The sequence below is a fragment of the Microbacterium sp. AK009 genome (assembly GCF_013410955.1).
Lineage (GTDB): Bacteria > Actinomycetota > Actinomycetes > Actinomycetales > Microbacteriaceae > Microbacterium.
The window spans coordinates 196,902-220,208 of record NZ_JACCCG010000005.1; the positions used below are offsets into that span (position 1 = coordinate 196,902).

At 72.1% G+C, this 23,307-nt stretch carries 23 protein-coding genes; 13 read left to right on the forward strand and 10 right to left on the reverse strand.

Going from position 1 to position 23,307, the window contains the following annotated elements:
* Window positions 1-22 precede the first annotated feature (22 nt).
* Window positions 23-1,162, reverse strand: a complete 1,140-nt coding sequence (locus HDC37_RS12440; protein WP_179560714.1) for a zinc-dependent alcohol dehydrogenase — start codon at window positions 1,160-1,162, stop codon at window positions 23-25.
* Between the two features lie 125 nt (window positions 1,163-1,287).
* Between HDC37_RS12440 and HDC37_RS12445 the strand changes: the two genes are divergently transcribed.
* Both HDC37_RS12445 and HDC37_RS12450 read left to right on the forward strand, forming a co-directional pair.
* Window positions 1,288-2,103 carry an MBL fold metallo-hydrolase gene (locus HDC37_RS12445; RefSeq protein WP_257021476.1) on the forward strand — a complete coding sequence of 272 codons (816 nt, stop codon included), beginning with the start codon at window positions 1,288-1,290 and terminating at the stop codon, window positions 2,101-2,103.
* Window positions 2,104-2,224: 121 nt separating this feature from the next.
* Window positions 2,225-3,106: a manganese catalase family protein gene (locus HDC37_RS12450; protein ID WP_179560715.1), complete on the forward strand. Its 882-nt coding sequence runs from the start codon at window positions 2,225-2,227 to the stop codon at window positions 3,104-3,106.
* Window positions 3,107-3,112: 6 nt separating this feature from the next.
* Here the strand turns inward: HDC37_RS12450 and fdhD are convergent, their stop codons facing one another.
* Both fdhD and moaA read right to left on the reverse strand, forming a co-directional pair.
* Complete coding sequence (gene fdhD, locus HDC37_RS12455; RefSeq protein WP_179560716.1) at window positions 3,113-3,976, reverse strand: formate dehydrogenase accessory sulfurtransferase FdhD; 864 nt, start codon at window positions 3,974-3,976, stop codon at window positions 3,113-3,115.
* Between the two features lies 1 nt (window position 3,977).
* Complete coding sequence (moaA, locus tag HDC37_RS12460) at window positions 3,978-5,048, reverse strand: GTP 3',8-cyclase MoaA (RefSeq protein ID WP_179560717.1); 1,071 nt, start codon at window positions 5,046-5,048, stop codon at window positions 3,978-3,980.
* Window positions 5,049-5,553: 505 nt separating this feature from the next.
* On the opposite strand from moaA, the gene HDC37_RS12465 reads away from it, so the two are divergent.
* Window positions 5,554-6,174 (forward strand): hypothetical protein, encoded by a 621-nt coding sequence (locus HDC37_RS12465; RefSeq protein ID WP_218869735.1) that lies wholly within the window; start codon window positions 5,554-5,556, stop codon window positions 6,172-6,174.
* A 198-nt stretch (window positions 6,175-6,372) separates the two neighbouring features.
* Here HDC37_RS12465 and HDC37_RS12470 read toward each other — a convergent pair whose 3' ends face one another.
* Window positions 6,373-7,878 (reverse strand): L-serine ammonia-lyase, iron-sulfur-dependent, subunit alpha, encoded by a 1,506-nt coding sequence (locus HDC37_RS12470; RefSeq protein WP_179560719.1) that lies wholly within the window; start codon window positions 7,876-7,878, stop codon window positions 6,373-6,375.
* A 134-nt stretch (window positions 7,879-8,012) separates the two neighbouring features.
* Here HDC37_RS12470 and HDC37_RS12475 point away from each other — a divergent pair, with 134 nt between their 5' ends.
* From HDC37_RS12475 to cydC, 4 genes are read left to right on the forward strand one after another with little or no spacing between them, the layout of a single operon-like run.
* Window positions 8,013-9,431 (forward strand): cytochrome ubiquinol oxidase subunit I, encoded by a 1,419-nt coding sequence (locus HDC37_RS12475; RefSeq protein WP_179560720.1) that lies wholly within the window; start codon window positions 8,013-8,015, stop codon window positions 9,429-9,431.
* Between the two features lie 15 nt (window positions 9,432-9,446).
* Window positions 9,447-10,481, forward strand: a complete 1,035-nt coding sequence (cydB, locus tag HDC37_RS12480) for a cytochrome d ubiquinol oxidase subunit II (protein ID WP_179560721.1) — start codon at window positions 9,447-9,449, stop codon at window positions 10,479-10,481.
* A gap of 8 nt (window positions 10,482-10,489) precedes the next feature.
* Window positions 10,490-12,142: a thiol reductant ABC exporter subunit CydD gene (gene cydD / locus HDC37_RS12485; RefSeq protein ID WP_308472201.1), complete on the forward strand. Its 1,653-nt coding sequence runs from the start codon at window positions 10,490-10,492 to the stop codon at window positions 12,140-12,142.
* Window positions 12,129-13,862 (forward strand): thiol reductant ABC exporter subunit CydC, encoded by a 1,734-nt coding sequence (gene cydC / locus HDC37_RS12490; protein WP_179560722.1) that lies wholly within the window; start codon window positions 12,129-12,131, stop codon window positions 13,860-13,862. Before cydD ends, cydC begins: the two co-directional genes overlap by 14 nt.
* Here cydC and HDC37_RS12495 read toward each other — a convergent pair.
* From HDC37_RS12495 to HDC37_RS12520, 6 genes are read right to left on the reverse strand one after another with little or no spacing between them, the layout of a single operon-like run.
* Window positions 13,843-15,411, reverse strand: coding sequence for an SDR family oxidoreductase (locus HDC37_RS12495; RefSeq protein WP_179560723.1), 1,569 nt, complete (start codon window positions 15,409-15,411; stop codon window positions 13,843-13,845). The two genes, cydC and HDC37_RS12495, sit on opposite strands and share 20 nt — an antisense overlap.
* Window positions 15,412-15,457: 46 nt before the next feature.
* Window positions 15,458-16,057, reverse strand: a complete 600-nt coding sequence (locus HDC37_RS12500) for a GNAT family N-acetyltransferase (protein ID WP_179560724.1) — start codon at window positions 16,055-16,057, stop codon at window positions 15,458-15,460.
* Window positions 16,058-16,096: 39 nt separating this feature from the next.
* The gene (locus HDC37_RS12505; protein WP_308472202.1) at window positions 16,097-17,167 is read right to left on the reverse strand and encodes an ABC transporter ATP-binding protein; all 1,071 of its coding nucleotides are present in this window, start codon (window positions 17,165-17,167) and stop codon (window positions 16,097-16,099) included.
* Window positions 17,164-17,988 (reverse strand): ABC transporter permease, encoded by an 825-nt coding sequence (locus HDC37_RS12510; RefSeq protein WP_179560725.1) that lies wholly within the window; start codon window positions 17,986-17,988, stop codon window positions 17,164-17,166. Before HDC37_RS12510 ends, HDC37_RS12505 begins: the two co-directional genes overlap by 4 nt.
* Window positions 17,985-18,809: a molybdate ABC transporter substrate-binding protein gene (modA, locus tag HDC37_RS12515; RefSeq protein WP_308472203.1), complete on the reverse strand. Its 825-nt coding sequence runs from the start codon at window positions 18,807-18,809 to the stop codon at window positions 17,985-17,987. The genes HDC37_RS12510 and modA overlap by 4 nt, the downstream gene beginning before the upstream one ends.
* A complete protein-coding gene (locus HDC37_RS12520) occupies window positions 18,806-19,195 on the reverse strand; it encodes a molybdopterin-binding protein (protein WP_179560726.1) in 390 nt (129 codons plus the stop codon). Before HDC37_RS12520 ends, modA begins: the two co-directional genes overlap by 4 nt.
* Window positions 19,196-19,263: 68 nt before the next feature.
* On the opposite strand from HDC37_RS12520, the gene HDC37_RS12525 reads away from it, so the two are divergent.
* Genes HDC37_RS12525 through HDC37_RS12550 form a run of 6 tightly spaced genes read left to right on the forward strand, consistent with a single transcriptional unit; the run spans window position 19,264 to window position 23,305 of the window.
* Complete coding sequence (locus HDC37_RS12525) at window positions 19,264-20,388, forward strand: ThiF family adenylyltransferase (protein WP_179560727.1); 1,125 nt, start codon at window positions 19,264-19,266, stop codon at window positions 20,386-20,388.
* Window positions 20,385-21,638 carry a gephyrin-like molybdotransferase Glp gene (gene glp, locus HDC37_RS12530; protein WP_179560728.1) on the forward strand — a complete coding sequence of 418 codons (1,254 nt, stop codon included), beginning with the start codon at window positions 20,385-20,387 and terminating at the stop codon, window positions 21,636-21,638. Before HDC37_RS12525 ends, glp begins: the two co-directional genes overlap by 4 nt.
* The gene (gene moaC / locus HDC37_RS12535) at window positions 21,635-22,108 is read left to right on the forward strand and encodes a cyclic pyranopterin monophosphate synthase MoaC (protein ID WP_179560729.1); all 474 of its coding nucleotides are present in this window, start codon (window positions 21,635-21,637) and stop codon (window positions 22,106-22,108) included. Before glp ends, moaC begins: the two co-directional genes overlap by 4 nt.
* Entirely contained in the window at window positions 22,105-22,773 is a 669-nt protein-coding gene (locus tag HDC37_RS12540) for a molybdenum cofactor guanylyltransferase (protein WP_179560730.1), read from the forward strand. Before moaC ends, HDC37_RS12540 begins: the two co-directional genes overlap by 4 nt.
* Window positions 22,766-23,071, forward strand: a complete 306-nt coding sequence (locus HDC37_RS12545) for a DUF6457 domain-containing protein (RefSeq protein WP_308472204.1) — start codon at window positions 22,766-22,768, stop codon at window positions 23,069-23,071. The genes HDC37_RS12540 and HDC37_RS12545 overlap by 8 nt, the downstream gene beginning before the upstream one ends.
* On the forward strand, window positions 23,072-23,305 hold the full coding sequence (locus HDC37_RS12550) for a MoaD/ThiS family protein (RefSeq protein WP_179560731.1): 234 nt from the start codon (window positions 23,072-23,074) through the stop codon (window positions 23,303-23,305).
* The last annotated feature ends 2 nt before the right edge of the window (window positions 23,306-23,307 follow it).

Genomic DNA, 23,307 nt, shown 5'->3' on the forward strand with positions numbered 1-23,307 from the left:
GGTTCGGACGGGTCGCGGGACGTCAGACGTGCACGACGGTCTTGATGCAGCCGTCGAGCTTCGCGGAGAACACGTGATAGGCCTCGGCGATGTCCTCGAGCGGGAACCGGTGGGTGATGAGGTCGCGCGGGGCGATGAAACCCGACCGGATGTGTTCGATCAGCCGGGGCCACTGGCGCACGACGGGCGCCTGGTTCATCCGCAGGGTCAGCCCCTTGTTCATCGCGTCGCCGAATTTCACCGCGCTGAACAGCGGCCCGTAGGCGCCCATCACCGACACCGTTCCCGCCTTGCGGACGGCGTCGACAGCCCAGTTGAGCGCGACCGGCGAGCCGCCCTGCATCTTCAGTTTGGCCGCCGTGATGTGCTGCAGCACATGGCCGTCCGCCTCCGCCCCGACGGCGTCGATGGCCACGTCGGCGCCGAGACCGCCGGTCATCTTCTTCAGCGTCAGGACGATGTCGTTGACCTGGCCGAAGTTCACCGTCTCGGCTTGGGCATACGAGCGGGCCTTGTCGAGGCGGTAGTCGAGGTGATCGACGACGATCACCCTCCCCGCCCCCATGAGCCAGGCCGAGTGGGCGGCGGCCAGCCCGACGGGCCCGGCGCCGAACACCACCGCGGTGTCGCCTTCGACGATGTCTGCCAGCTGTGCGCCGAAGTATCCGGTCGAGTAGGCGTCGGTGAGGAGGAGGGCGTCCTCGTCATGCAGATCGGACGGGATCACCCAGGGCCCGACGTCGGCGAAGGGCACCCGAACGAACTCCGCCTGGCCCCCGTCGTAGCCGCCGGCGGTATGGGAGTAGCCGTAGATGCCGCCGACGGCGGTGGCATTGGCATTGACGTTGTGGCAGTTCGAGAAGAGCCCCCGCGCGCAGAAGAAGCACGACCCGCAGTAGATGTTGAACGGCACCATGACGCGGTCGCCGACCCGCAGCGTCTCCACTCCCGGACCGACCTCATGCACGGTGCCGATGAACTCGTGGCCGAAGGTGTGCCCGATCCTGGTGTCGGGCATCATGCCGTGGTAGAGGTGCAGATCCGAACCGCAGATGGCGGCGAGCTCGACCTTCACGATCGCATCCTGGGGATGCTCGATCTTCGGCTCGGGCTTCTCCTCGACCCGCATCTTGTACGGGCCGCGGTAGGTCATGGCTTTCATACGTCTCCTCGCAGGTCGATCTCCCACCCTGCCGACGCTCCGCCCGCCGCACACGGGGGTTGCCATCACCGCGGAACCCGCTAGCATCCGCCTCCGACGTCGACAACCCCCACGGGGGTTCGCGGATGCCCACCGTACGGTCACCGCACGAGTCGACGGTGGCTGTCGACGGACTCCAGAAGGGCGTGGACATGACGCGGAACCCGATCACCGAAGTCGCCGACGACGTCTATCGCATCGAGAGGGCGGCGACGAACTGCTACCTCGTCGTGGACGACGGCATCACGCTCGTGGATGCGGGGCTGCCACGGATGTGGCCGCTTCTGGTCGAGGCTCTGGGCCACATCGGTGCCGGACCCGACGACATCGACGCGGTGGTGCTCACTCACGCGCACTTCGATCACGTCGGGCTGTGCGACCGGCTCGTGCATGAACACCACACCCCCATCCACGTCCACGACCGGGACCGGATGCTGGCACGGCATCCGTATACCTATCGTCACGAGAGGGCGCGGCTGACCTACCCGTTCCGGCACCCCTCGAGCGTCGGTGTCCTGGCGCGCATGGTCGCGGCCGGCGCGCTCGGAGTCAAGGGTGTCCACGCCGAAGGAGGCGTGAACCCGGGGCAGCCGCTCGACGTGCCGGGCGGGCTGGTGCCGATCTGGTCGCCGGGGCACACGGCGGGTCACTGCGGCTACCTGCTTCCGAGTGCGGGCGTGCTCTTCAGCGGCGATGCGCTGGTGACCCTCGACCCCTACACCGGTGGGCGCGGCCCTCGGATCGTCGCCGGGGCCGCGACGGCCGACAGCGCCATGGCGTTGGAGCGCCTGGGTGCACTGAGTGCCACCGGAGCCGGCGTCGTCCTTCCCGGACACGGCGACGCGTGGCGTGCCGGCATCGAGAGCGCCGTCGCCGAGGCACGGGCGGTCGGCCAGCGCTGACGGCGCATCCCTCGCGCGCCGCCGTGAGGGTGTCAGCGGCGCCCGCTTCTGTCAACCCCGACGACGGCGAGGCGAACCGGCACCTAACGTCGCCCGGACACGACCGAAAGGGGCACGAGAGATGTTCTTCCATCGTCAAGAACTGCAGTTCGAATCCACACCCGACAAGCCTGACGCGGTCTTCGCCCGCAGGCTGCAAGAGGTCCTCGGCGGGCAGTACGGCGAGATCACCGTCGCGATGCAGTACGGCTTCCAGGCCTGGAACGCCCACATCCCCGGGAAGTACCGCGACCTGCTCTACGGCATCGGCGCGGAAGAGTTCGGGCACGTCGAGATGCTCGCGATCATGATCGCTCAGCTCCTCGAGAAGGCGCCGGTCGAGCAGTCCGAAGCAGCCGCCGCGTCCGACCCGGTGCTCGGCGCAGTGCTGGGCGGCATGGACGTGCAGCACGCGATCGTCGCGGGCGCCGGCGCGCGACCCGTCGACAGCAACGGCAACCCTTGGCAGGGCTCGTACATCACCGCCAGCGGCAACCTGCTCGCCGACTTCACCGCCAACGCCAACGCGGAGATGCAGGGCCGCGTGCAGGTGGCACGGATCTACAACATGACCGACGACCACGGCGTGCGGAAGATGCTGTCGTTCCTCCTCGCGCGCGACACGATGCATCAGAACCAGTGGCTGCGCGCCGCCGCCGAGCTCCGCGAAGAGGGCACGGAGGATCTCCCGGTGCCGATGAACTTCCCGCTGTCGCAGGAGCACCGCGAGGTCAGCTACCAGTACCTCAACTTCTCCGACGGCGCGGCAGCAGCCGAGGGTTCATGGGCGGCGGGACCGACACCCGACGGCAATGGCGAGTTCAGCTACCACGACGGTCCGACCACGTCGGCGCCCATGCCCCCGCCCACCCAGCCCGATCCGCGGCTGTTCGGCACCGACCCGAAGCCCAACATCGTGGACAAGGCCACCGGAGTGGTGAAGGACAAGCTCAGCCACAAGTGAGCATGCTCAGCCGGTGAGGACGATCCTGTCGGGGTGCGTGTAGATGTTCATCGACGCACCCCGCAGGAATCCCACGAGGGTGAGACCGGACTCCTCGGCGAGTTCGACGGCGAGCGATGACGGAGCCGAGACCGCTGCAAGGATCGGGATGCCGGCCATGACCGCCTTCTGCACGAGCTCGAAGCTCGCCCGACCCGACACCTGCAGCACCGTGCCGGTCAGGGGAAGCCGGTCGTTCAGCACCGCCCACCCCACCACCTTGTCCACCGCGTTGTGACGCCCGACGTCCTCGCGCACGACGAGCGGCTGACCGCTGGAGGCGTCGAAGAGGGCAGCGGCGTGCAGGCCGCCGGTCTTGTCGAAGACGTCCTGCTGACGCCGCAGCTCATCGGGGAAGCCGGAGAGCGTCGCCGCGGGCACCCTCGCCGCATCGAGCGCGATGTCGTAGCTCGACACCGTGCGGACGGCATCGATCGACGCTTTGCCGCACAGCCCGCAGCTGCTCGTCGTGTAGAAGTTCCTGGCGAGGTCGGGATCCAACGGCGGGACGTCGGGCGCCAGGGAGATGTCGAGGACGTTGTAGGTGTTGCCGTCGGAGCCGGGCCCCGTTCCCGGACCGCCGCAGTGGATGGCCGATCGGAACTGGTCTCCGCGGGAGAGCACCCCCTCCGACACCAGGAAGCCCGAGGCGAGCTCGACGTCGTGCCCGGGCGTGCGCATGGTGACCGCCAGCGACGTGCCGCGCACCCGGATCTCCAGGGGCTCCTCCACGGCGAGCGCGTCGGGACGCCGCCGCGAGGCATCCGTTCCTCCCTCTCCCCCGCCGATGGTGACGCGGGTGACGGGACGGCGGGCGGTGATGCGTCCCACCTCAGCCGCCGATCGCGTTCATCCCGCGCGCGGGTTGGAGGAACGACGGGTCGTTGATCGCGTGACCGGGGAGCTTGCCGTGGACGCAGGAGCGCAGCATCCGGTCGATGGCGTCGTCGCTGGGAGCAGGACCGCGCAGGACCGGGAGCAGGTCGTACTCGGTGCTGGAGAACAGGCAGTTGCGCAGCTGTCCGTCGGCGGTCAGACGAAGCCGGTCGCAGGCGCCGCAGAACGGCGCGGTGACCGAGGCGATGACACCGACCGAGGCCGGACCGCCGTCGAGCAGGAAGCGCTCCGCCGGCGCGCCCCCGCGACCGGGCACCGGGGTGAGATGCCAGCGCTGGGCGAGCGCGGCGAGGATCTCGTCGCGTGTGACCATCCGCTGCCGGTCCCACGTGTGGCCGGCGTCGAGGGGCATCTGCTCGATGAAGCGCAGCTGCGCGTCGTGAGCGAGGGCGAAGTCGACCAGGTCGACCAGCTCGTCGTCGTTGACGTCGCGCATCGCGACGGCGTTGATCTTCAGGGGGCGGAGTCCCGACGCCGCAGCGGCGTCGATCCCGTCGAACACGTCGGCCAGGCGATCGCGGCGGGTGAGGTCGCGGAAGCGGTCGCGGCGGACGGTGTCGAGGGAGATGTTCAGGCGCGAGAGGCCCGCATCGATGAGGGCCGGGAGCGCGGCGCGAAGTCCGATGCCGTTCGTCGTCATCGCGATCTGCACGGGACCGTCCGGGCCGCGAAGGGCCGCGAGCCGCGCAACGATCTCCGGCAGGTCGCGGCGCAGCAGCGGCTCGCCCCCGGTGAGCCGGAAGGTCGAGACCCCGTCGGCGGCGGCGATGCGGGCGACACGCTCGATCTCGTCGAGGGTCAGGATGCTGGTCCGCGCCAGCCACTCATTGCCCTGCTCGGGCATGCAGTACGTGCAGCGGAGGGAGCACCGATCGGTGAGGGAGATACGCAGGTCGCGGTGCACGCGCCCGTGGGTGTCGATGAGCGGGTCGCCGATCTCACCGATGGGCGCGGGGCTCGCGGGGCGTGACCGGGCCGGGGAGATGGTCACCGGGATGGCCGCCATCTCAGCCGCCCCCTCGCCGCGCAGTCATCCTTCGAGCGTAGTCCCGCCCGGCGAGGCTGTCGCTTCCTCCCCCGCCTGGTGGGATGTCGGGTTGTCCACCGATCGGGATGTGCGGTGATCGGTGGCCGCCGCGCTCCGCCACGGTGAGGGAATGGTCTTCACGCCGAGTCCGCTCCCAATCGAACTCGCCTCGTCATTCACCCGGGCGGAAGCTCTCGCCGCAGGCGTGAGTCCCAGTCGGCTTCGCGCTCACGATCTCGCTAGCCCGTTCTACGGCGTGCGGTCGACACGCAGTCTGGCACGCAGCTTCGCGGGCCCTCTCGCAGGCGATCGTTCCGAGCGGGAGCGCGTCCGCGGTCTCGCCGAGGCATTCTCCCGGGTGCAGGGCGCAGCCACCTTCTTCGCAGGAAGGACGGCCGCCGTCCTCTTCGGGGCGCCGCTCTCGCACGGACTGGATCTGACGGTGGGTGTACTCGCACCGGGTCGGGCGCCGAGGGGACGGGGCGTGCGTGGGGTGAAGGTCTCACCCCACCTCGTCTCCCTGGTCTCGCTCGACGGGCTCGTTCTGTCAAGTCCGGCATCCACATGGGCGATGCTGGGGCGTGAGCTGACGGTTCGGGAGCTTGTCATGGTGGGCGATGCGTTCGTGCGGATTCCCCGGGACGCGCGGGGTATCCCACAGCCTCACCTGCAACTCTGCAGCATCCCTCAGTTTCTCCGCGCCATCGAGGCGGGCTCACGGGCGGGGATCGCTCTGCTGCGAGAGGCGGTCGAGCTCATCCGGGTCGGGAGCTCTTCCCCTTTGGAGACGGAGTTCCGCCTCGACCTGCACGCCGCCGGCCTCCCCGAACCCGATCTCGACGTCGAGATACGTGACCGCAGGGGACATCTAATCGGGATCACCGAGCTGGTGTTCTCGGCGTTCAGGGTCGTCGCCGAGGTCGAGGGCGACCACCATCGCACCGACAGGCGTCAGTGGGACCGTGACATCGACAAGTACGCGGCCTATGTCGCGCTCGGCTGGGAGGTGGTCCGGGTGACCTCCCGCCACGTGCGGGGAGGGAACGCTGTCGACAGACTGCGGGACGTCCTTCTTCGTCGCGGCTGGCGGCCTGAGACAGGATGACTCGACCCCGCGTGAGGAGTCATGCGACCTGCATCCACGAGCGGCACCCGACCGGAAGTGACCCAGATTGCGGCCTTCAGCGCCCCAACCCCACCATCTGAGCCACATCCGCGAGCGGCGCGCGAGCAGAAGTGACCCAGATTGCGACCTTGAGCGCGCGGTCCCCACCATCTGCGCCACATCCGCGCGAAGCGCGGGTCAGCACTCGATGACGTTGACCGCGAGGCCGCCTTCGCTCGTCTCCTTGTACTTGTGCGACATGTCGATGCCGGTCTGGCGCATGGTCTCGACCACCGCGTCCAGCGAGACGAAGTGCGACCCGTCGCCGCGCAGCGCCAGTCGCGCCGCCGTCACCGCAGTCGACGCCGCGATCGCGTTCCGCTCGATGCAGGGGATCTGCACGAGCCCGCCCACCGGGTCGCACGTGAGGCCCAGGTGATGCTCCATGGCGATCTCGGCGGCGTTCTCGATCTGGCGGGTCGTGCCGCCCATGACGGCGGTGAGCCCACCCGCCGCCATCGCGCACGCCGATCCCACCTCGGCCTGGCACCCGCCCTCGGCTCCCGAGATCGACGCGTTCGCCTTGAACAGCGACCCCAGCGCGGTCGCCGTGAGCAGGAACCGTCGGATGCCGCGCCGCCGGTTCGCCTCGGCGACGAACGCGGTGTCCTGCGCATCGACCTCCGCACCGGCATCCCCGACGCCCTCGGCGCCGAAGCCGAGCAGCGCGCTTCCGACGAGCTCGCCCCACGGGGTGACCGCGTTTCCCACACCCAGCCCGGAGTCCGACAGGAACCGCCACCAGTACATCGCCACCGCCGGAAGGATGCCCGCGGCCCCGTTGGTGGGCGCGGTGACGACGCGTCCACCGGCGGCGTTCTCCTCGTTCACGGCGAGCGCGAACGCGCCGAGCCACTCCCCGGGGAGCTCGCGGTGGCCGGACGACTCCGCCTCTTCGAGCTGCGCGCGGATCGCCGCCGCGCGACGCTTGACCCCCAGCATCCCGGGGAGGACCCCGTCGGTGCGAAGGCCCGCGGCAACGCTTCCGGCCATGGCGTCCCAGATCGCATCCAGGCCCGCGGCGATCTCGTCCGGTGAGCGCAGCGCCTCTTCGTTGCGCCGCGCGAGCTCGGCGATCGTGATGCCGTGGTAGTCGCAGAGGCTGATGAGCTCCGCGGCGCTGGCGAATGCGAAGGGGAAGGCGGCCGCCGCCACCTCGTCGTCCGCTCCCTCGCGCCGGATGAACCCCCCGCCGATCGAGAGGTAGGTCTCCGACAGCAGCGGAACCTCGCCTCCCGGACCCCAGGCTTCGAGGGTGAGGGCATTGGGGTGACCCGGCAGCCGAGTCCGCGGGGCGAAGACGATGTCGTCCTTGGCGAACCCGATCGGATGGATGCCGGCGACCTCGAGCCGCGCACCGGTCGGCCACTGCGCCCACGCCCACCGCACGGCATCCGGATCGACGCTCTCGGGCTCGAAGCCCTGCAGCCCCGCGACCACCGCATCGGGTGTTCCGTGACCGAGCCCGGTGGCTCCGAGCGATCCGAACAGCGTGCAGGAGATGCGGATGACGCGCTCGAGCGCTCCCCCCTCGCGCAGCCGTCGAGCGAAATCACCGGCGGCCCGCATCGGACCGACCGTGTGGGAGCTCGAGGGTCCTACACCGATGGAGAACAGCTCGAACGCCGAGATGTAGGCGCTCACCCGTCTACCGTACGCGGCCCGTCTCGCTCGACATCGAGACACATCCGCTCGACGTCGAGACAGTCCGTCGCGCTGTGGTCAGACCACAGCGTACGCTCACTCTCGGAAGCCTCATCGAAGATCGGAGAGCTGACGTGGACCTCCTCGACCCGCTGCTGCTGGCGCGGTGGCAATTCGGGCTCACCACCCTGTACCACTACCTCTTCGTCCCCCTCACCCTGGGCCTCGTGCTCGTCGTGGCGATCTTCCAGACCGTCTGGCACCGCACCGGGAATGTGAAGTGGCTGCACCTGACCCGGCTGTTCGGCAAGATCTTCCTGATCAACTTCGCCATGGGCGTCGTCACCGGAATCGTGCAGGAGTTCCAGTTCGGCATGAACTGGTCGGCGTACTCCCGGTTCGTCGGCGACGTCTTCGGTGCGCCGCTGGCCTTCGAGGGGCTCATGGCCTTCTTCTTCGAGGCGACCTTCATCGGGCTGTGGATCTTCGGCTGGGACCGCCTGCCGCGACTGCTGCACCTCGCCTCGATCTGGATGGTCGTGCTCGGCTCGACCCTCTCGGCCTACTTCATCCTCGCCGCCAACGCCTTCATGCAGAACCCGGTCGGCTACCAGCTCGCCGCCGACGGCGGCCGCGCCGAGCTCGTCGACATCGGAGCCGTGCTGACCAACCCCGTCGTGCTCGCCGCCTTCCCGCACACCATCTTCGCCGCCTGGATGTTCGCCGGCACGGTCGTCGTCGCCGTCTCGGCCTGGCACCTCTCGCGCGGCCAGCACCTGGAGACCATGCGCTCGTCACTGCGCTTCGGCCTGTGGTTCGTGATCGCGTCGTTCGTGGGCGTCGCTGTCAGCGGCGACCAGCTGAGCCTGGTGATGGTGGCGACGCAGCCGATGAAGATGGCCGCGGCGGAGGCGATGTGGGACACCGCCTGCGGCGCGGACGCCTCCTTCTCGATCTTCTCGATCGGCACCCCTGACGGCACCGAGGAGATCTGGTCGCTGCGCGTGCCCTACCTTCTCTCGCTGCTGTCCACCCACAGCCTCGACGGGTGCGTCGAGGGGCTCAACGACCTGCAGGCGCTGTACACGGAGCAGTTCGGCGCGGGCGTGGACTACCGCCCGATCGTGTGGGTCACCTACTGGTCGTTCCGCTGGATGATCGCCCTCGGCGGCCTCGCCGCGCTCGTCGCGGTGGCCGGCCTCTGGGTCACCCGCAAGAAGGCCACGCGCCCGGTGGCGACGTGGATGTGGAAGGTCGCGATCTGGTCGGCGCCCCTCCCCCTCCTGGGCAGCCTCGTCGGGTGGGTGTTCACCGAGATGGGCCGGCAGCCGTGGATCGTATTCGGTCTGATGCTCACCGAGGACGGGGTCTCCCCCAACGTCCCCGGCTGGACGGTGCTCATCTCGCTCATCGCATTCACCCTCATCTACGCCACTCTCGCCGTGGTGGAGTTCGGGCTCATCCTCCGCGTCGCGCAGAAGGGGCCGGACACCGCGGCCCCCGCCGACGACGACGAGCACGCCGAGCTCGCGACCCGGACCACCGTCTACTAGGCGAAAGGACGCATCATGGATCTTCCCTCCCTGTGGTTCTGGATCGTCGGGTTCCTCTTCCTCGGCTACTTCGTGCTCGACGGCTTCGACTTCGGTGTCGGGATGTCGCTGCCCTTCCTCGGCCGTGACGAGACGTCCCGCCGCCAGATCATCAACACCATTGGACCGGTCTGGGACCTCAACGAGACCTGGGTGATCGTCGCCGGGGCTTGCCTGTTCGCCGCGTTCCCCGAGTGGTACGCGACGCTGTTCAGCGGCTTCTACCTGCCGCTGCTGCTGATCCTTCTCGCCCTCATCGTCCGCGGGGTGTCGTTCGAGTACCGCCACCAGCGCGACGACCTCCGCTGGAAGCGGCGCTTCGACCTGATGATCGTCGTGGGTTCGGCCGTCCCGGCCTTCCTCTGGGGGGTCGCGGTGGCCAACATCGTCCGCGGCGTGCCGATCGACCAGGACTTCGAGTTCACCGGGACCCTGCTGGATCTGCTGAACCCCTACGCGCTCCTGGGCGGAGCGACGACCCTGCTGCTCTTCTTCACCCACGGCGTCACCTTCGTGGCGCTGAAGACCGATGGGCCCGTCCATTCCGGCGCCCGCCGGCTCGCCGTCCGCGCCGGAATCGTCACCCTCGCCGTCGCGGCGGTGTTCCTCACCCGGACGCTCGCCGACGCGTGGACCGGCGGCGCCGCGCTCTTCCCCGCGGCCCTCATCGCCGCGCTGGTGGCCGCCGTGTGCGTGCTCGGCGGCGTGATCGCCAGCGCCCGAGACCGCGAGGGGCGTGCGTTCGCGTTCGGGGTGGGCGCCGTCGCAGGCGCCGTGCTCACGCTGTGGTTCTCGCTCTTCCCGAACGTCATGCCCTCGGCGACCGACCCCGCCTTCAGCCTCACGATCCAGAACGCCTCGAGCACCGACTACACCCTCACGATCATGTCGTGGGCGGCGCTGATCTTCCTTCCGCTGGTGCTGGCGTATCAGGGCTGGACTTACTGGGTGTTCCGCAAGCGCGTCACCCGCCGGCACATCGAGACCGCCGCCGCGACGGCCGCGCACTGAAGCCTGCCGTGGCCCGTCCCGTCGATCCTCGCCTGCTGCGGTACGCCGCGGCATCCCGTCGGTTCTTCGCGCTGCTGGTGGTCATCGGCGTGCTGCAGGCGGTCGTGATCGTCGCCTTCGCCTGGCTTCTGACCCAGGCGGTGGTCGGCGCGATCGACGGGATGCCGCCGGCCGAGCTGGCAGCGATCCTCGCCGCCCTCGCGGGGGTCGTGGGCATCCGGGCAGGACTGGCGTGGGCGCGCGACGCGGCGGCATCCCGGGCGGCCGCGCGGGCCCAGACCGAGCTGCGCAGCGCCCTGCTCGCCGCGATCGATCGCCGGGGACCCGAGTGGCTCGGCACGCGCAACACGGCCCGACTCGCCGTCACGGCCGGGCGGGGGCTGGAGGCCATGGAGGCGTACTTCGGACGCTACCTCCCCCAGCTCGTCCTCACCGCGGTCGCCACCCCGATCGTGGTGGCGGTCATGTGGACGCAGGACTGGATCTCCGCGCTCACCGTGGTACTGACCCTGCCGCTCATCCCCCTTTTCATGGTGCTGATCGGATGGGCCACCCGTGCCGTCCAGAAGCGGCAGTGGGACACCCTCGGGCGCCTGGCCGCACGGTTCTCCGACACCGTGCGGGGCCTGGGCACCCTGAAGCTGTATCAGCGGCAGGACCGCGCGGTGACCGCCATCGGCGAGACCACGGCGCGCTACCGGCGCGAGACGATGACCGTGCTGCGGGTGTCGTTCCTGTCGGGATTCGCACTGGAGTTCCTCGCCAGCATCGCCGTCGCCATCGTCGCGGTCTCCATCGGCTTCCGCCTGCTCGACGGGGGTCTGACGCTCGCGGTCGGCCTGTTCGTCCTGCTCCTCGCCCCCGAGGCCTACCTGCCGCTGCGGCAGGTGGGAGTGCAGTTCCACGCTGCGGCCGAGGGCGTGGCCGCCACCGAGGAGATCTTCGAGGTGCTCGACGACGCGCGGACGGCGGAGCCCCCGTCCCCGGTGGACGCCGCGTCGGCCGAGATCGGCGACGGGCTCATCGTGCGGGGGCTGCGGGTGCGCCGCGGTGATCTCGTGCTCCCGCCGATCGATCTGGATGCCACGCCGGGCACGATCACGCTGCTCACCGGCCCGAGCGGCGGGGGCAAGAGCAGCATCTTCGCCGCCCTCCGCGGCGCCGTCGACTTCACGGGCACGGCGGCCTGGGACGGCCGGGATGTCCGCACCCGTCCGCCGGCGTCGTGGCTGGCCTGGGCGGGTCAGGACGCGGGCCTCCTGCAGGGCAGCGTCGCAGGCAACGTCAGCCTCGGCGACCCCGACCCCGATCCGCCGCTCATCGATCGTGCGCTCGCCGTGGCGTGCGCCGACGACATCTCCCCCGACACCGACCTGGGCGTGGGCGGCGCCGGGCTCTCGGGAGGTCAGGCCCAGCGCGTGGCCGTCGCCCGGGCGTGCTACCACCTGCTGCGCGCCGCGCCCGGAGGGCGCCTCCTCGCCCTCGATGAGCCGAGCGCGGCCCTCGACGCCGAGACGGAGGCGCGGCTCTGGCATTCGCTCCGTGCACTGGCCGATGACGGCGCCGCGGTGCTGATCATCTCCCACCGGCCGAGCGCCCGGGACATCGCCGACCGCGTCGTGACGCTCCGCGCGGAGGAGGTGGCGCATGTCGCAGCCTGAGGGAGCGGTCACCCCCCGGACGATCCTGCGCGCGGCGATCCCGCCGGCGCGCCGGCTCGTGCCCACGGTCCTGACGGGACTGGCGGCCGAGGCCTCGGCCGTGGCGCTGCTGGCAGTGAGCGCCTGGCTCATCGTCCGCGCGTCGGAGCAGCCCGCGGTGCTGTACCTGTCGCTGGCGGTCGTGGGCGTGCGCTTCTTCGCCCTCTCCCGTGCGAGCGCCCGGTACCTGGAGCGGGTGTTCGGTCACGACGCCGCCCTCGGACAGCTCGTGCAGACGCGCACCGACCTGGTGCGCCGGCTCGTGCCCCTCGCGCCTGACGGGCTGAGCCGCACCCGGCGCGGATCGGTGCTCGGTGCGCTGGTCGACGACGTCGACGAGCTGCAGGACCTGCCCCTGCGCGTCATCCAGCCCCTGGCATCGTCGGCGCTCGTGGCGTTCGGCGCCGTCATCCTCGTGGGCGCGGTGTGGTGGCCCGCCGGCCTCACCCTGCTCGGCTGCCTCGTCGTTGCGGCGGCCGTCTCGATCGCCTGGGGGTGGGTCGCGGGGGCCCGCGCCGACCGGGCTGTCGCGCCGCTGCGCGCGCGGCTGACCGACCTGCTCGTGGATCACCTGTCCGCCTTCGACGTGCTCCACGCCTACGGGGCGGTGGAGGACAGCCGCGCCCGCATCGCCGATGCCGACCGCGCGCTCCGCCGTGCGATCGTCCGCCGGGCGGGGGCGCAGGCCGCGACGACCGCGGTCGTCTCGGTGCTCGCCGGGATCGCCTCGGTCGCCGCCGTCGCGGTCAGCCGGCCGGCGATCGACGGGGGTCTGCTGTCGGGCCCGGGGCTTGCCGTCGCGGTCCTCGTGCCGATGGCCGTCTTCGAGGTGTTCACCGTCGTACCGCTCGCGGCGGCGGCGTGGCGCCGCGTGCACGCGGCCGCGGGACGCATCGCCGCGGCCGTTCCGGCCGAGATCCCCGCCGAGCTCGTCGCGCCGGGTGCCGTCGCACCGACCGGCACCGGCCCGCTGCTGGGCGACGGGCTGTCGCTTCGGGGGGTGAGCGCCCGGTGGCCCGGGGCCGAGGACAACGCCCTCCGGGATATCGATCTCGACGTCGCGCCCGGGGAGCGCGTTCTGGTCTCGGGAGCCAGCGGCGCGGGGAAGACCACCCTCGCTCATGTGCTCGTGCGCTTCCTGGAGGCCGAGGGCACCTACACGATCGGGGGGACCCCGGTCTCCGCTCTCGCCGCCGACGATGTGCGTCGCACCGTGGGCCTGGTCGAGCAGCACCCGATGCTCTTCGACGACGACATCCGTCAGAACCTGCTGTTCGCCCAGCCCACCGCCAGCGACGCCCACCTCGAACGGGTGCTCGCGCGCGTGGGCCTCGCCGACGAGGTGCGTCGGCGCGGCGGACTGGACGCGCGCGTGGGTGAGCGGGGCGCCTGGGTCTCGGGGGGTCAGGCCCAGCGTCTCTCGCTCGCCCGAGCGCTGCTGCGCGGGTTCGCGGTGCTGGTGCTGGACGAGCCGACCGCCGGCGTGGATCCCGCGGCCGCCGACGCCCTGCTGCGCGACCTCCTCGCCGCGGTGGGGCCCGAGCAGGCGGTGATCCTCATCTCGCACGCCGACGTCCCCGAGGGGGGCGTGGACCGGGTGGTGCGGCTGGACGCGGGTCGCGTGACGGATGGCTCGGCCACCGGCGACCCGGCGCTCGGAATCACGCGGCAGACGAGGTGACGTGCGCGCGGGCGCCGCTGCCGGCCACCGTCTCCGCCGCCGCGGCGATGCGGTTGGCCATTCCGGCGAACACGAACCCGTGGAAAGGGAGGACGGCGAGCCAGTAGAGCCGACCCGACAGCCCGTGCGGGAAGAACACCGCGCGCTGCTCGTAGCGTGAGCCGTCGCCGTCCGGACGGGCACGCAGCTCCAGCCAGGCGAGCCCCGGCACCTTCATCTCGGCACGCAGGCGCAGGAAGCGGCCGGGCTCGAGCGCCTCGACACGCCAGAAGTCAAGGGCGTCGCCCACCACGAGGCGAGCACGACTGCGCCGGCCGCGGGCGAGTCCGATGCCGCCGACCACGCGGTCCATCCAGCCGCGGATCGCCCAGAGCACCGGCGAGGAGTACCAGCCGTTCTCCCCGCCGATACCCTCGATGACCTGCCAGAGCGCCTCGGGCGGGGCGGTGGTGCGCGCCGACCGCTCGTCGACGAAGACCGCCTTCCCCGCCCAGTTCGGGTCGCTCGGCAGCGGGTCACTCGGGACGCCGAGCACCTCGGCGTCCTGCCAGCTCGTCTCGATCGCGTCCTCCGCCACCCGTCCGAGGGCCAGCGCCACCGCCTCGCGGTAGGGCATGAGCCCGCCTTCAGGACGCGGGATGAGAGCGTCGACGTCGTGGTTCTTCATGACGCACTCGTTCTGCAGCGACTCCACGAGGGGGCGGGCGATCGAGCGCGGGATGGGGGTGACGAGGTTCACCCAGTGCGAGGCGAGGCGCGGCGTCAGCACCGGGAGCGCGGCGATCGCCCGCTGCGGGAGTCCGGCCTCGAGCGCGTAGCCGTTCATCATCTGGCCGTAGCGCAGCACATCGGGCCCGCCGATGTCGACGGCTCGGTTGACGTCAGGGGCGACGCGGGCAGCCCCGAGGAGGTAGTGCAGCACGTCCCGCACCGCGATCGGCTGGATGCGGTTGCGCACCCAGCGCGGCGCGGGCATGTACGGGAGCACATCGGTGAGGTGGCGGACCATCTCGAACGAGGCCGACCCAGACCCGATCACGACGCCCGCCTGGAGGACGAGCGTGGGCACGCCGCTGTCGAGGAACACCTGTCCCACCTCCACGCGCGAACGCAGGTGCGCCGACAGCGGCACCCCGTCGGGATGGAGGCCACCGAGGTACACCAGGCGTGAGACGCCGGCCTCGGCGGCCGCGTGGGCGACGGTCTCGGCGGCCTCGCGGTCGGCGCTCTCGAACCCGCGACCGGCCGACATCGAGTGCACGAGGTAGTAGAGGACGTCCACATCGGCGGCGGCTTCTGCCATGACGGTCGCATCAGCGGCATCCCCCGACACGATCTCGACGCGAGCCCCCCAGGCGAAGGCGGCCACGCGGCGTGGATCGCGCGCGAGGACCCGCACCCGGTAGCCGGCGTTCAGCAGCCGCGGTACCAGCCGTCCGCCGATGTAGCCCGTCGCGCCGAGGACGAGGGCGCGGGGGGCGGTGCCGTCGTCACGCGCGACGGCGACAAGCGCCGCTTCGCGACCGGTCGGAGCGGAGAGGTCGTCCATGCCAGCGAGGCTACCGCCGCCGGAGGGGACGAGGGGCGGCGCCGGATCAGTCCAGCGACATTCCGAAGGCCCGCTCCCCCGGCCCGGACGGCAGCGCCACGAAGCCCAGTCGTGGATAGAACGCCAGCGCTCCCGTGTTGCCGGCGGAGGCGACGAGGTGCACACCGGACACGCCCCGGTCTCGAAGGGCCTGGACGAACTCCGCGACGAGCCGGCGCCCCCACCCCCGCCCCTGCACCTCGGGAAGGAGGTCGATGTGCAGGTGAGCGGGATGATCGCGCGCGTACGCATGCGCGCTCGTCCCCCGGGCGGCGGCATAGTCCAGCAGGTCGGCGTACCGCCCCTCGGCCTCCCCCCGCGGGCGGCGGTGCGGGGCGACCTGCGGCCACCAGTCGCGCGCGAACCACTCCTCGAACGCGTCGGTATCGGGTGTTCCGACGATGTAGCCGGCGACCCGGCCGTCATCGGTCTCGACGACGAGGGCGAGGTCGGGGTGCCGCGCGACGTAGGGGAGGACGAACAGGGCTGCCCAGAGATCGTCATCCGGCAGCACGCCGGTCGCATCGGCGCCGTCATCGGCGGTACGGAGACAGATCTCGGCGAGCGCCGCTTCGTCACCGGCGCGGAAAGGGCGAAGGCGCGGCACGCGGGGAGTCTACGCCGCCGATGCCGGGGACGCCGTCGATCACGGCGTCAGCCGGACCCCCGCTTCGTCGAGGGTGACGGTGACCTCGGTCCCGACAGGAAACCGCGCGGCATCGGCCAGGTCGGCGTCGACGAAGAGAGGAGGTTCGTCGGTGTGCAGGCGCACCCCCGACGGCGTCGCCTCGTGACGGACGATCCTCGCCGCCCATCCGTCCGCCGGCGCGGAGCCGGGCTCGGGTGCCGCGATCACCGCCGCCGAGGGGCGGAACACCGCCCACACCGGACGACCCGCCGCCCCGGTGAGCAGCGCGCGCGCCTCGGCATCGGCCGGAACGATCCGCCGCCCGGCGCGCTCCCAGGCTCCGCTCCGGGCAACCCCCTCGACGCGGTTCAGACCCGCGATGCGCGCGACAAAGGCCGTCGCCGGTGTGGTCAAGACGTCGCGGGTCGGCCCGCGCTGGCTGACCCTGCCGGCTTCGACGACGATGAGGGTGTCGGCCAGTACCGCGGCATCCAGGGCGTCATGGGTGACGACGACGGCGGTGACGCCCGTCGCAGCGAGCTGGTCGCGCAGCACCGCGCGCAGGTCGTCGGCCGTGACGGGGTCGAGCGAGGTGAAGGGCTCGTCCAGCAGCAGCACCGCGGGGTCGGTCACGAGCGCGCGCGCGAGGGCAACCCGCTGCTGCTGACCGCCCGAGAGCTCCCCGGGCCGTCGGTCGCCCAGGCCCGCCAGACCCACCCTTTCGAGCCAGGATGCCGCGTCGGAGCGCGCCTTCGCCCGCGGGACGCCGCGCGCCCGCGGCCCGAACGCGATGTTCTCGGCGGCGGAGAGGTGAGGGAACAGGCGCGCGTCCTGACCGAGCAGCACCACCTCCCGCGCAGCCGCCGGCACGAGACGCCCAGGGCTCGACAGCACGCGGCCGTCCCGGACGACGCGTCCGGAGTCCAGGCGCACAGTCCCCGCGATGACACCGAGGAGCGTGGACTTCCCCGCGCCGCTCGGGCCCATGATCCCGACGACCTCGCCCGGCTCGGCGACGAACGACACCGACAGCCGGATGTCGCCGCGCGCCTGGTCATCGACCTCGACCTCGAGCCGCCCCGCCGTCACCGCAGGCTCCCCGGTCGCCAGGCACGGACGAGGAGCAGCACCACGAGAGCGGTGACGAGGAGGAGGAGCGAGAGCGCCACGCCGGTTCCCTGCGACACGCCCGCACCGTTGAAGGCGCTGTAGATGGCGAGCGGCATGGTCTGGGTGACCCCGGGGGCGTTCCCCGCGAACAGCGCCGTCGCCCCGAACTCACCCACCGCCCGGGCGAAGCAGAGGATGACGCCGGCGATGAGTCCCGGGGCTGCCAGCGGCAGGGTGATCCGGGCGAGGATCGTCCAGCGACCGGCGCCGAGTGCGCCCGCCGCCTCCTCGAAGCGGCTCCCGATCGCCCGCAGCGACCCTTCCAGCGCGAGCACGAGGAACGGCAGCGCGACGAAGGCCTGCGCGAGGACGACGGCGGCGGTGGTAAAAGGCAGACGGATGCCGGCGGCATCCAGTGCCGGACCGAGCCAGCCGTTGCGGCCGAAGAGGAACAGCAGCGCGACGCCGCCCACCATCGGCGGGAGGACGAGCGGCACAGTCACGACCGCACGCAGGACCGCCGCGGTCCGCGCCGAAGCGCGCGCGATCACCAGCGCGAGGGGGATGCCGAGGAGGATGCACAGCACCGTGGCCGCGAATCCGGTCTGCAGCGAAAGCAGCAGCGCCGACACCGCCGGTGGCGAGGTCACGTCTGCCCAGAGCGTCGACCACTCTGCCCGCGACACCAGCGCGACCAGCGGCACGACGAGGAGAGCGAGGCCGAGAACGGCAGGGACGGCGAGGATCGGCGGGACCGCGGGGGCGGGCGCCGGTCGGAGCGAGCGCGTGACCGAGGTCATGGCCGCGGAGGCGCGAACCCGGCATCGGCGAGCACGCGCTGCCCCTCGGGACCGGTGACGAGGGCGACGAAGGCACGGGCGACCTCGTCGGAGGCGGCCCCGGTGGTCACCGCGATCGGATAGAGATTGACCACATCCGCGGCCCCGTCGGGCACGATCACCTCGACGTCGTCGCGGCCCACGACGTCGGTGGCGTAGACCAGGCCGGCGTCGGCCTCGCCCGCGGCGACCTTGGTGAGGACGGCCGTGACGTTCTGCTCGAGGCTCGCGGGGGTGACGCTCGCGCCGGCGTTCTCCAGCAGCGTCCGCGAGGCGGCGCCGCACGGGACGACGCTGTCGCAGAGCACCACCGTGGCATCGGCGAGATCGTCGAGCCCCGCGATTCCCGCGGGGTTGCCCGCCGGGGTGACGAGCACGAGGGTGTTCGCGGCGAAGACCACCGGACCCACCGCGACGCCGGCGTCGACCGCCTGCTGCATGACGCGCTCGTCGGCACTGGCGAAGACGTCAGCCGGCGCCCCCTCGATGATCTGGGTGACAAGGGCGGACGATCCGTCGGTGACGAGCGGCTGCACCGCGACATCCGGATTCTGCTCGGCGAAGACCGTCAGGAGATCATCGAACGCGCTCTGCAGGGATGCCGCCGCGTAGACGGTGAGGCTTCCCGCGAGCCCTCCCTCGGCGGCGACCGGTGGCTCCGACGTCGAGGCCGCCGTGCCCGCGCAGCCGACGAGGACGGCGGAGGCTGCCGCGAGGACGCCGATCGCGGCGCGGCGGACCTGACGGCGTTTCGCTCGAGCGATCGTCTGATCGTCCGTCACCGGGGAACCTCCACGGTGACCGTCGTCGCCTTGACCGAGGCCACCGCGAGAGACCCGACCTCCAGACCCAGGTCGTCGACGGCCTCGGACGACATGAGCGACACCACACGGTGGGGCCCGCACTGGATGTCGACCTGGGCCATCACCCCGTCCCGCTGCACCCGGGTCACGAGCCCCACGAACCGGTTGCGGGCGCTGGAGAGCACCCCGGTGGGGTCGCCCGCGTGCTTGGCGAGGGCGAGCGCCTGTGCGGCGAGGGCCGCGCCCGAGATCTCGGCGGGCGCCGCGCCCGTGGTCTCGAGTGTTCCCTGGTCGATCCAGCGACGCACCGTGTCATCACTCACCCCGAGGAGGGAGGCAGCATCGGAGATCCGAAAACTCGGCATGAAATGCATCATATCTCCGCAAACGCGGACACGGCGCGGGGCCGCGGAGGCGGGGCTAGCCTGATGCCATGCCGTTGCCACCCCTTGTCGACCCGGCACCGTCCCTCGAACCGGCCGAGCGGGAGCGTACCCTCCGGCACGCCGCCCTGGCCGGGCTCGGCGAGATCGGCCAGCGGCGCCTGGCCGCCGCACATGTCGCCGTCATCGGCGCCGGAGGGCTCGGTTCGCCGGTCATCCTCGCGCTCGCCGCCGCCGGCGTGGGAACCCTGACGGTCATCGACGACGACGTGGTCGACCTGTCGAACCTGCAGCGCCAGGTCCTGCACCGCAGGGACGATCTCGGCAGACCCAAGACCGACAGCGCCGAACGCGTCGCCCGCGACCTCTCCCCCACCACCCGCGTCCACGCGCGGCGAGAGCGCCTGACCGCGCGGAACGCCGTCGATCTGCTCCGCGGCGCCGACCTCGTCGTCGACGGCAGTGACAGCTTCCACACCCGCGAGGCGGTGGCCGCGGCGACCGAGACGCTCGGAGTGCCGCTGGTGTGGGGAGCCCTGCAGGGGGCCGCCGCTCAGGTCACGGTGTTCTGGTCGGCCCCGCCTGCCGGCGCTGCGCGGGTCGTCCTCGACGACCTCTACCCGACCGGGTCGGCCCACGACGCGCCCTCGTGCGCCGAGGCGGGGGTCCTCGGACCGCTGTGCCTCCAGGTCGGTGGACTTCTCGCAACCGAGGCGGTCAAGCTCATCGCCGGCGTCGGGGACCCGCTCCTCGGACGCGTCCTCGTCATCGACGCCTGGGCCGGCAGCGTGCGCGACGTGCCGCTTGCGCCCGCGCGACGGCGCGCTCCCGCGCCGACCGTCGCCGCGAGCGACATCCGCGAGATCGAGCCGGCGCAACTGGGCGAGACGCTCGACCAGGGGGCCGTGCTTCTCGACGTCCGCGAGCCGTGGGAGACCGGGCGCGGCGTCATCCCGGGGTCGGTTCTCCGCCCCCTCGCCGACGTCCTCGCCGCACCCAGCGGGCTCGGGGCGCCCGTCGGCGACGGCGCTGTCGTGGTCGTGTGCCAGGCGGGCGGACGCGCCCGGCAGGCCGCCGAGGCGCTTCGCGCCGCCGGTGTCGACGCCTCCGTGCTCCGCGGCGGCTACACGGCGTGGACCGCCGCGGCGGACACATCCGCCGGGGCGCACGCGTGAGCGCCGGCCGCGTGCTGCGATCGGTCGAGGAGCACCGCGACGTCATCCTCGCCGCCGTCCGCCCGTGCGACGTCATCACCGCCGCGGTCGAGACCGCGCTCGGCCTGACGCTCGCCGAGCCGGTGCGCGCTCGGGTGCCCATCCCGGTCTTCGACAATTCGGCGATGGACGGCTTCGCGGTGCGGTACGACGATGTCGCCGGCGCGATGGCGACGGCTCCGGTCGCCCTGCGCGTCGTCGCCGACCTTCCCGCGGGGAGTCCCCTCGACCCTCCGCTCGGCCCCGGGCAGGCCGCCCGCATCATGACCGGATCGGCGCTGCCCACCGCGGCCGACACCGTCGTGCCGTTCGAGGACACCGCCGACGGTCTCGCCGACTCCCTGGGCGAGATCCAGGTGCTGCGCGCGCCACGAGCCCGCGGCGCTCACTGCCGGCTCCGCGGTGATGACCTCTCCCCCGGTGACGAGGTCGTGGCCGCGGGAACCGCGCTCGGGGCCTTCCAGCTCGGCGCCGCGGCGGCGGCGGGTGTCGCCGTCGTCCGGGTGCGCCGCCGGCCCCGCGTGGCGGTCATATCCACCGGATCCGAGCTCGTCACCCCCGGCGCGGACCTCGCGCGAGGCCAGATCCCCGAGTCCAACAGCGTCCTCCTCGCCGGTCTCGCGATCGACGCCGGAGCCGAGGTCGTCCTGCGCACGACCGTTGCCGACGACGACAACGGCCTCCGACCGGCACTCGCGTCCGCCCGGGCCGCCGCCGCGGACGCCGTAGTGTTCTCCGGCGGCGTGAGTGCCGGCGCCTACGAGGTGGTGAAGACCACCCTCGGCCCCACCGGGGAGATGACCTTCACCGCCGTCGCCATGCAGCCCGGCAAGCCGCAGGGATTCGGCGCGCTCGATGACGGCACGCTGCTGTTCGGTCTGCCGGGCAACCCCGTGAGCGCCGCGGTGTCGTTCGAGGTGTTCGTGCGCCCGGCTCTCCTCCTCATGGCCGGGCGCTCGCAGCTCGAGCGCCCCGTGCTGCGGCTCGCCGCCGGCACGGGGTGGCGCACGCCGCCGGGCCGCCGCCAGTACCTCCCCGCCGCCCTCGACCGCAGCGACCCCGCCGGATGGCGGGTGGTCCCCGCGACCGCGGGGGGCTCAGGGTCGCACCTGGCGGGCGGGCTCGCGCGGGCCGAGGCCTTCGCGGTCGTCGCGGCCGAGGTGGAGCAGGTCGAACCGGGCGACGGTGTGGATGTCATGCTGAGGGCATGAGCTTCACACACCTCGACGCCGCGGGTCGGGCCCGCATGGTGGATGTCACGGAGAAGACCCCGACCGTCCGCGCCGCCACCGCGCGCGGCTTCGTGCGCTGCGCGCCCGCAGTGATCGCGGCGCTGCGAGACGGGGCTGTTCCCAAGGGCGACGTCCTGGCGGTGGCGCGCATCGCCGGCATCCAGGCGGCCAAGCTCACCCCCACCCTGCTGCCCCTGGCACACGTCATCGGCGTGCACGGTGCGACGGTCGACCTCGTCATCGAGGACGGGGGCGTGTCGGTCGAGGCGACCGTCCGCACCGCCGACCGCACCGGCGTCGAGATGGAGGCGCTCACCGCGGTGAGTGTCGCCGCCCTCGCCGTCGTCGACATGGTGAAGGGCATGGATAAGACCACGTCCATCGAGGCCGTGCGGATCGTGGCGAAGGAGGGCGGTCGATCGGGAGCGTGGGTGCGCCCGGCGGAATGATCGATCTCTCCGCGATCCTCCTCGCCGGCGGGCGCGCGCGGCGGCTCGGCGGGGTGGCGAAGCCCCTCCAGACCGTCGGAGGCCGATCGCTGCTCGACATTGCGGTCGCCGCCGCGACCCGCGCCGGTGCCGACCCGATCATCGCCGTCGGTCCCGAGATGCCGGTAGCGGGCATCGTGCGGTGGACCCGCGAGGATCCCCCCTTCGGCGGTCCGGTCGCGGGGATCATCGCCGGTTTCGACGCGGCGAGGGCGGCGACCGACGCTCCTTCGACCTGGACGCTCGTGCTCGCCTGCGACCTTCCCCACGCCGAGTCCGCCGTCCCCCTCCTCACCGCCGCGGCCGCGCTGGTGCCGAACGACGTCGAGGCCGTCTGTCTCGGTGATGCCACCAGCCGGCCGCAGTTCCTCGTGGGTCTGTTCCGTACCGCTCCCCTCGGACGCCGCATCGAGCGGATGCCGCAGCGCGGCCGTGACGCCGCCGTCCGCGACCTCGTGAACGACCTCGCCGTCACGGTCGTCACCGATCCGGGCGCCGCGGCCCTCCCGCTCGAGGGCGCCGCGGCCCTCTCGTTCGACAGCGCCGCCGCCCTCTCTTTCGATGTCGACACGTGGGAGGATCTTGAGGCGGCGCGCCGCGCCAGGGAGGACGGGAACCGTGAGTGAGACACCGACGCCGCGCACGCTGCCGCCGGAGGCTCTGGACCGCTGGGCCGAGCTGATGCGCGATCATTTCGATCTGACGGCCGATCAGGTGCCTGTCGCGGGCGTGCTCGATCTCGCGCGCGAGGTCGCGAACGGCGTCGCCCGCCCGGGCGCCCCCCTGAGCGCGTTCGTCGCGGGTCTCGTGGCCGGACGTGCCGGAGCCGGACCCGACGACGTCCGGGCGGCGCTCGGCGCCGTCATCGACCTCGTCGCCCAGTACGACGACGCCGCATCGTCCGAGCACACGGCGGGAACCTGAATGGCGCGCGTGAGGTACTTCGCCGCCGCGGAGGAGATGGCCGGCACCGACGAAGAGACCAGGGTCGAGCCGACCCTCGGCGCGCTGCGCACAGCGCTCGCGGCCGAGCGGCCGGGGATGGCGGGCCTGCTCCCGCGGTGCGCGGTCCTGGTGGACGGCAGCCGGGTCGATGACGACGAGCCGCTCGGCGAGGCCACCGTGGTGGATGTCCTCCCGCCCTTCGCGGGCGGGTGAGG

Bases quoted from the DNA above. Each gene is read 5' to 3' on its own strand.
- HDC37_RS12520 (WP_179560726.1), bottom strand. From the start codon at position 19,195: ATGCCGAGTTTTCGGATCTCCGATGCTGCCTCCCTCCTCGGGGTGAGT.
- HDC37_RS12510 (WP_179560725.1), bottom strand. From the start codon at position 17,988: ATGACCTCGGTCACGCGCTCGCTCCGACCGGCGCCCGCCCCCGCGGTC.
- HDC37_RS12445 (WP_257021476.1), top strand. From the start codon at position 1,288: ATGCCCACCGTACGGTCACCGCACGAGTCGACGGTGGCTGTCGACGGA.
- moaA (WP_179560717.1), bottom strand. From the start codon at position 5,048: ATGGCGGCCATCCCGGTGACCATCTCCCCGGCCCGGTCACGCCCCGCG.
- moaC (WP_179560729.1), top strand. From the start codon at position 21,635: ATGAGCTTCACACACCTCGACGCCGCGGGTCGGGCCCGCATGGTGGAT.
- HDC37_RS12540 (WP_179560730.1), top strand. From the start codon at position 22,105: ATGATCGATCTCTCCGCGATCCTCCTCGCCGGCGGGCGCGCGCGGCGG.
- HDC37_RS12450 (WP_179560715.1), top strand. From the start codon at position 2,225: ATGTTCTTCCATCGTCAAGAACTGCAGTTCGAATCCACACCCGACAAG.
- HDC37_RS12525 (WP_179560727.1), top strand. From the start codon at position 19,264: ATGCCGTTGCCACCCCTTGTCGACCCGGCACCGTCCCTCGAACCGGCC.
- cydB (WP_179560721.1), top strand. From the start codon at position 9,447: ATGGATCTTCCCTCCCTGTGGTTCTGGATCGTCGGGTTCCTCTTCCTC.
- cydC (WP_179560722.1), top strand. From the start codon at position 12,129: ATGTCGCAGCCTGAGGGAGCGGTCACCCCCCGGACGATCCTGCGCGCG.
- HDC37_RS12550 (WP_179560731.1), top strand. From the start codon at position 23,072: ATGGCGCGCGTGAGGTACTTCGCCGCCGCGGAGGAGATGGCCGGCACC.
- HDC37_RS12495 (WP_179560723.1), bottom strand. From the start codon at position 15,411: ATGGACGACCTCTCCGCTCCGACCGGTCGCGAAGCGGCGCTTGTCGCC.
- HDC37_RS12440 (WP_179560714.1), bottom strand. From the start codon at position 1,162: ATGAAAGCCATGACCTACCGCGGCCCGTACAAGATGCGGGTCGAGGAG.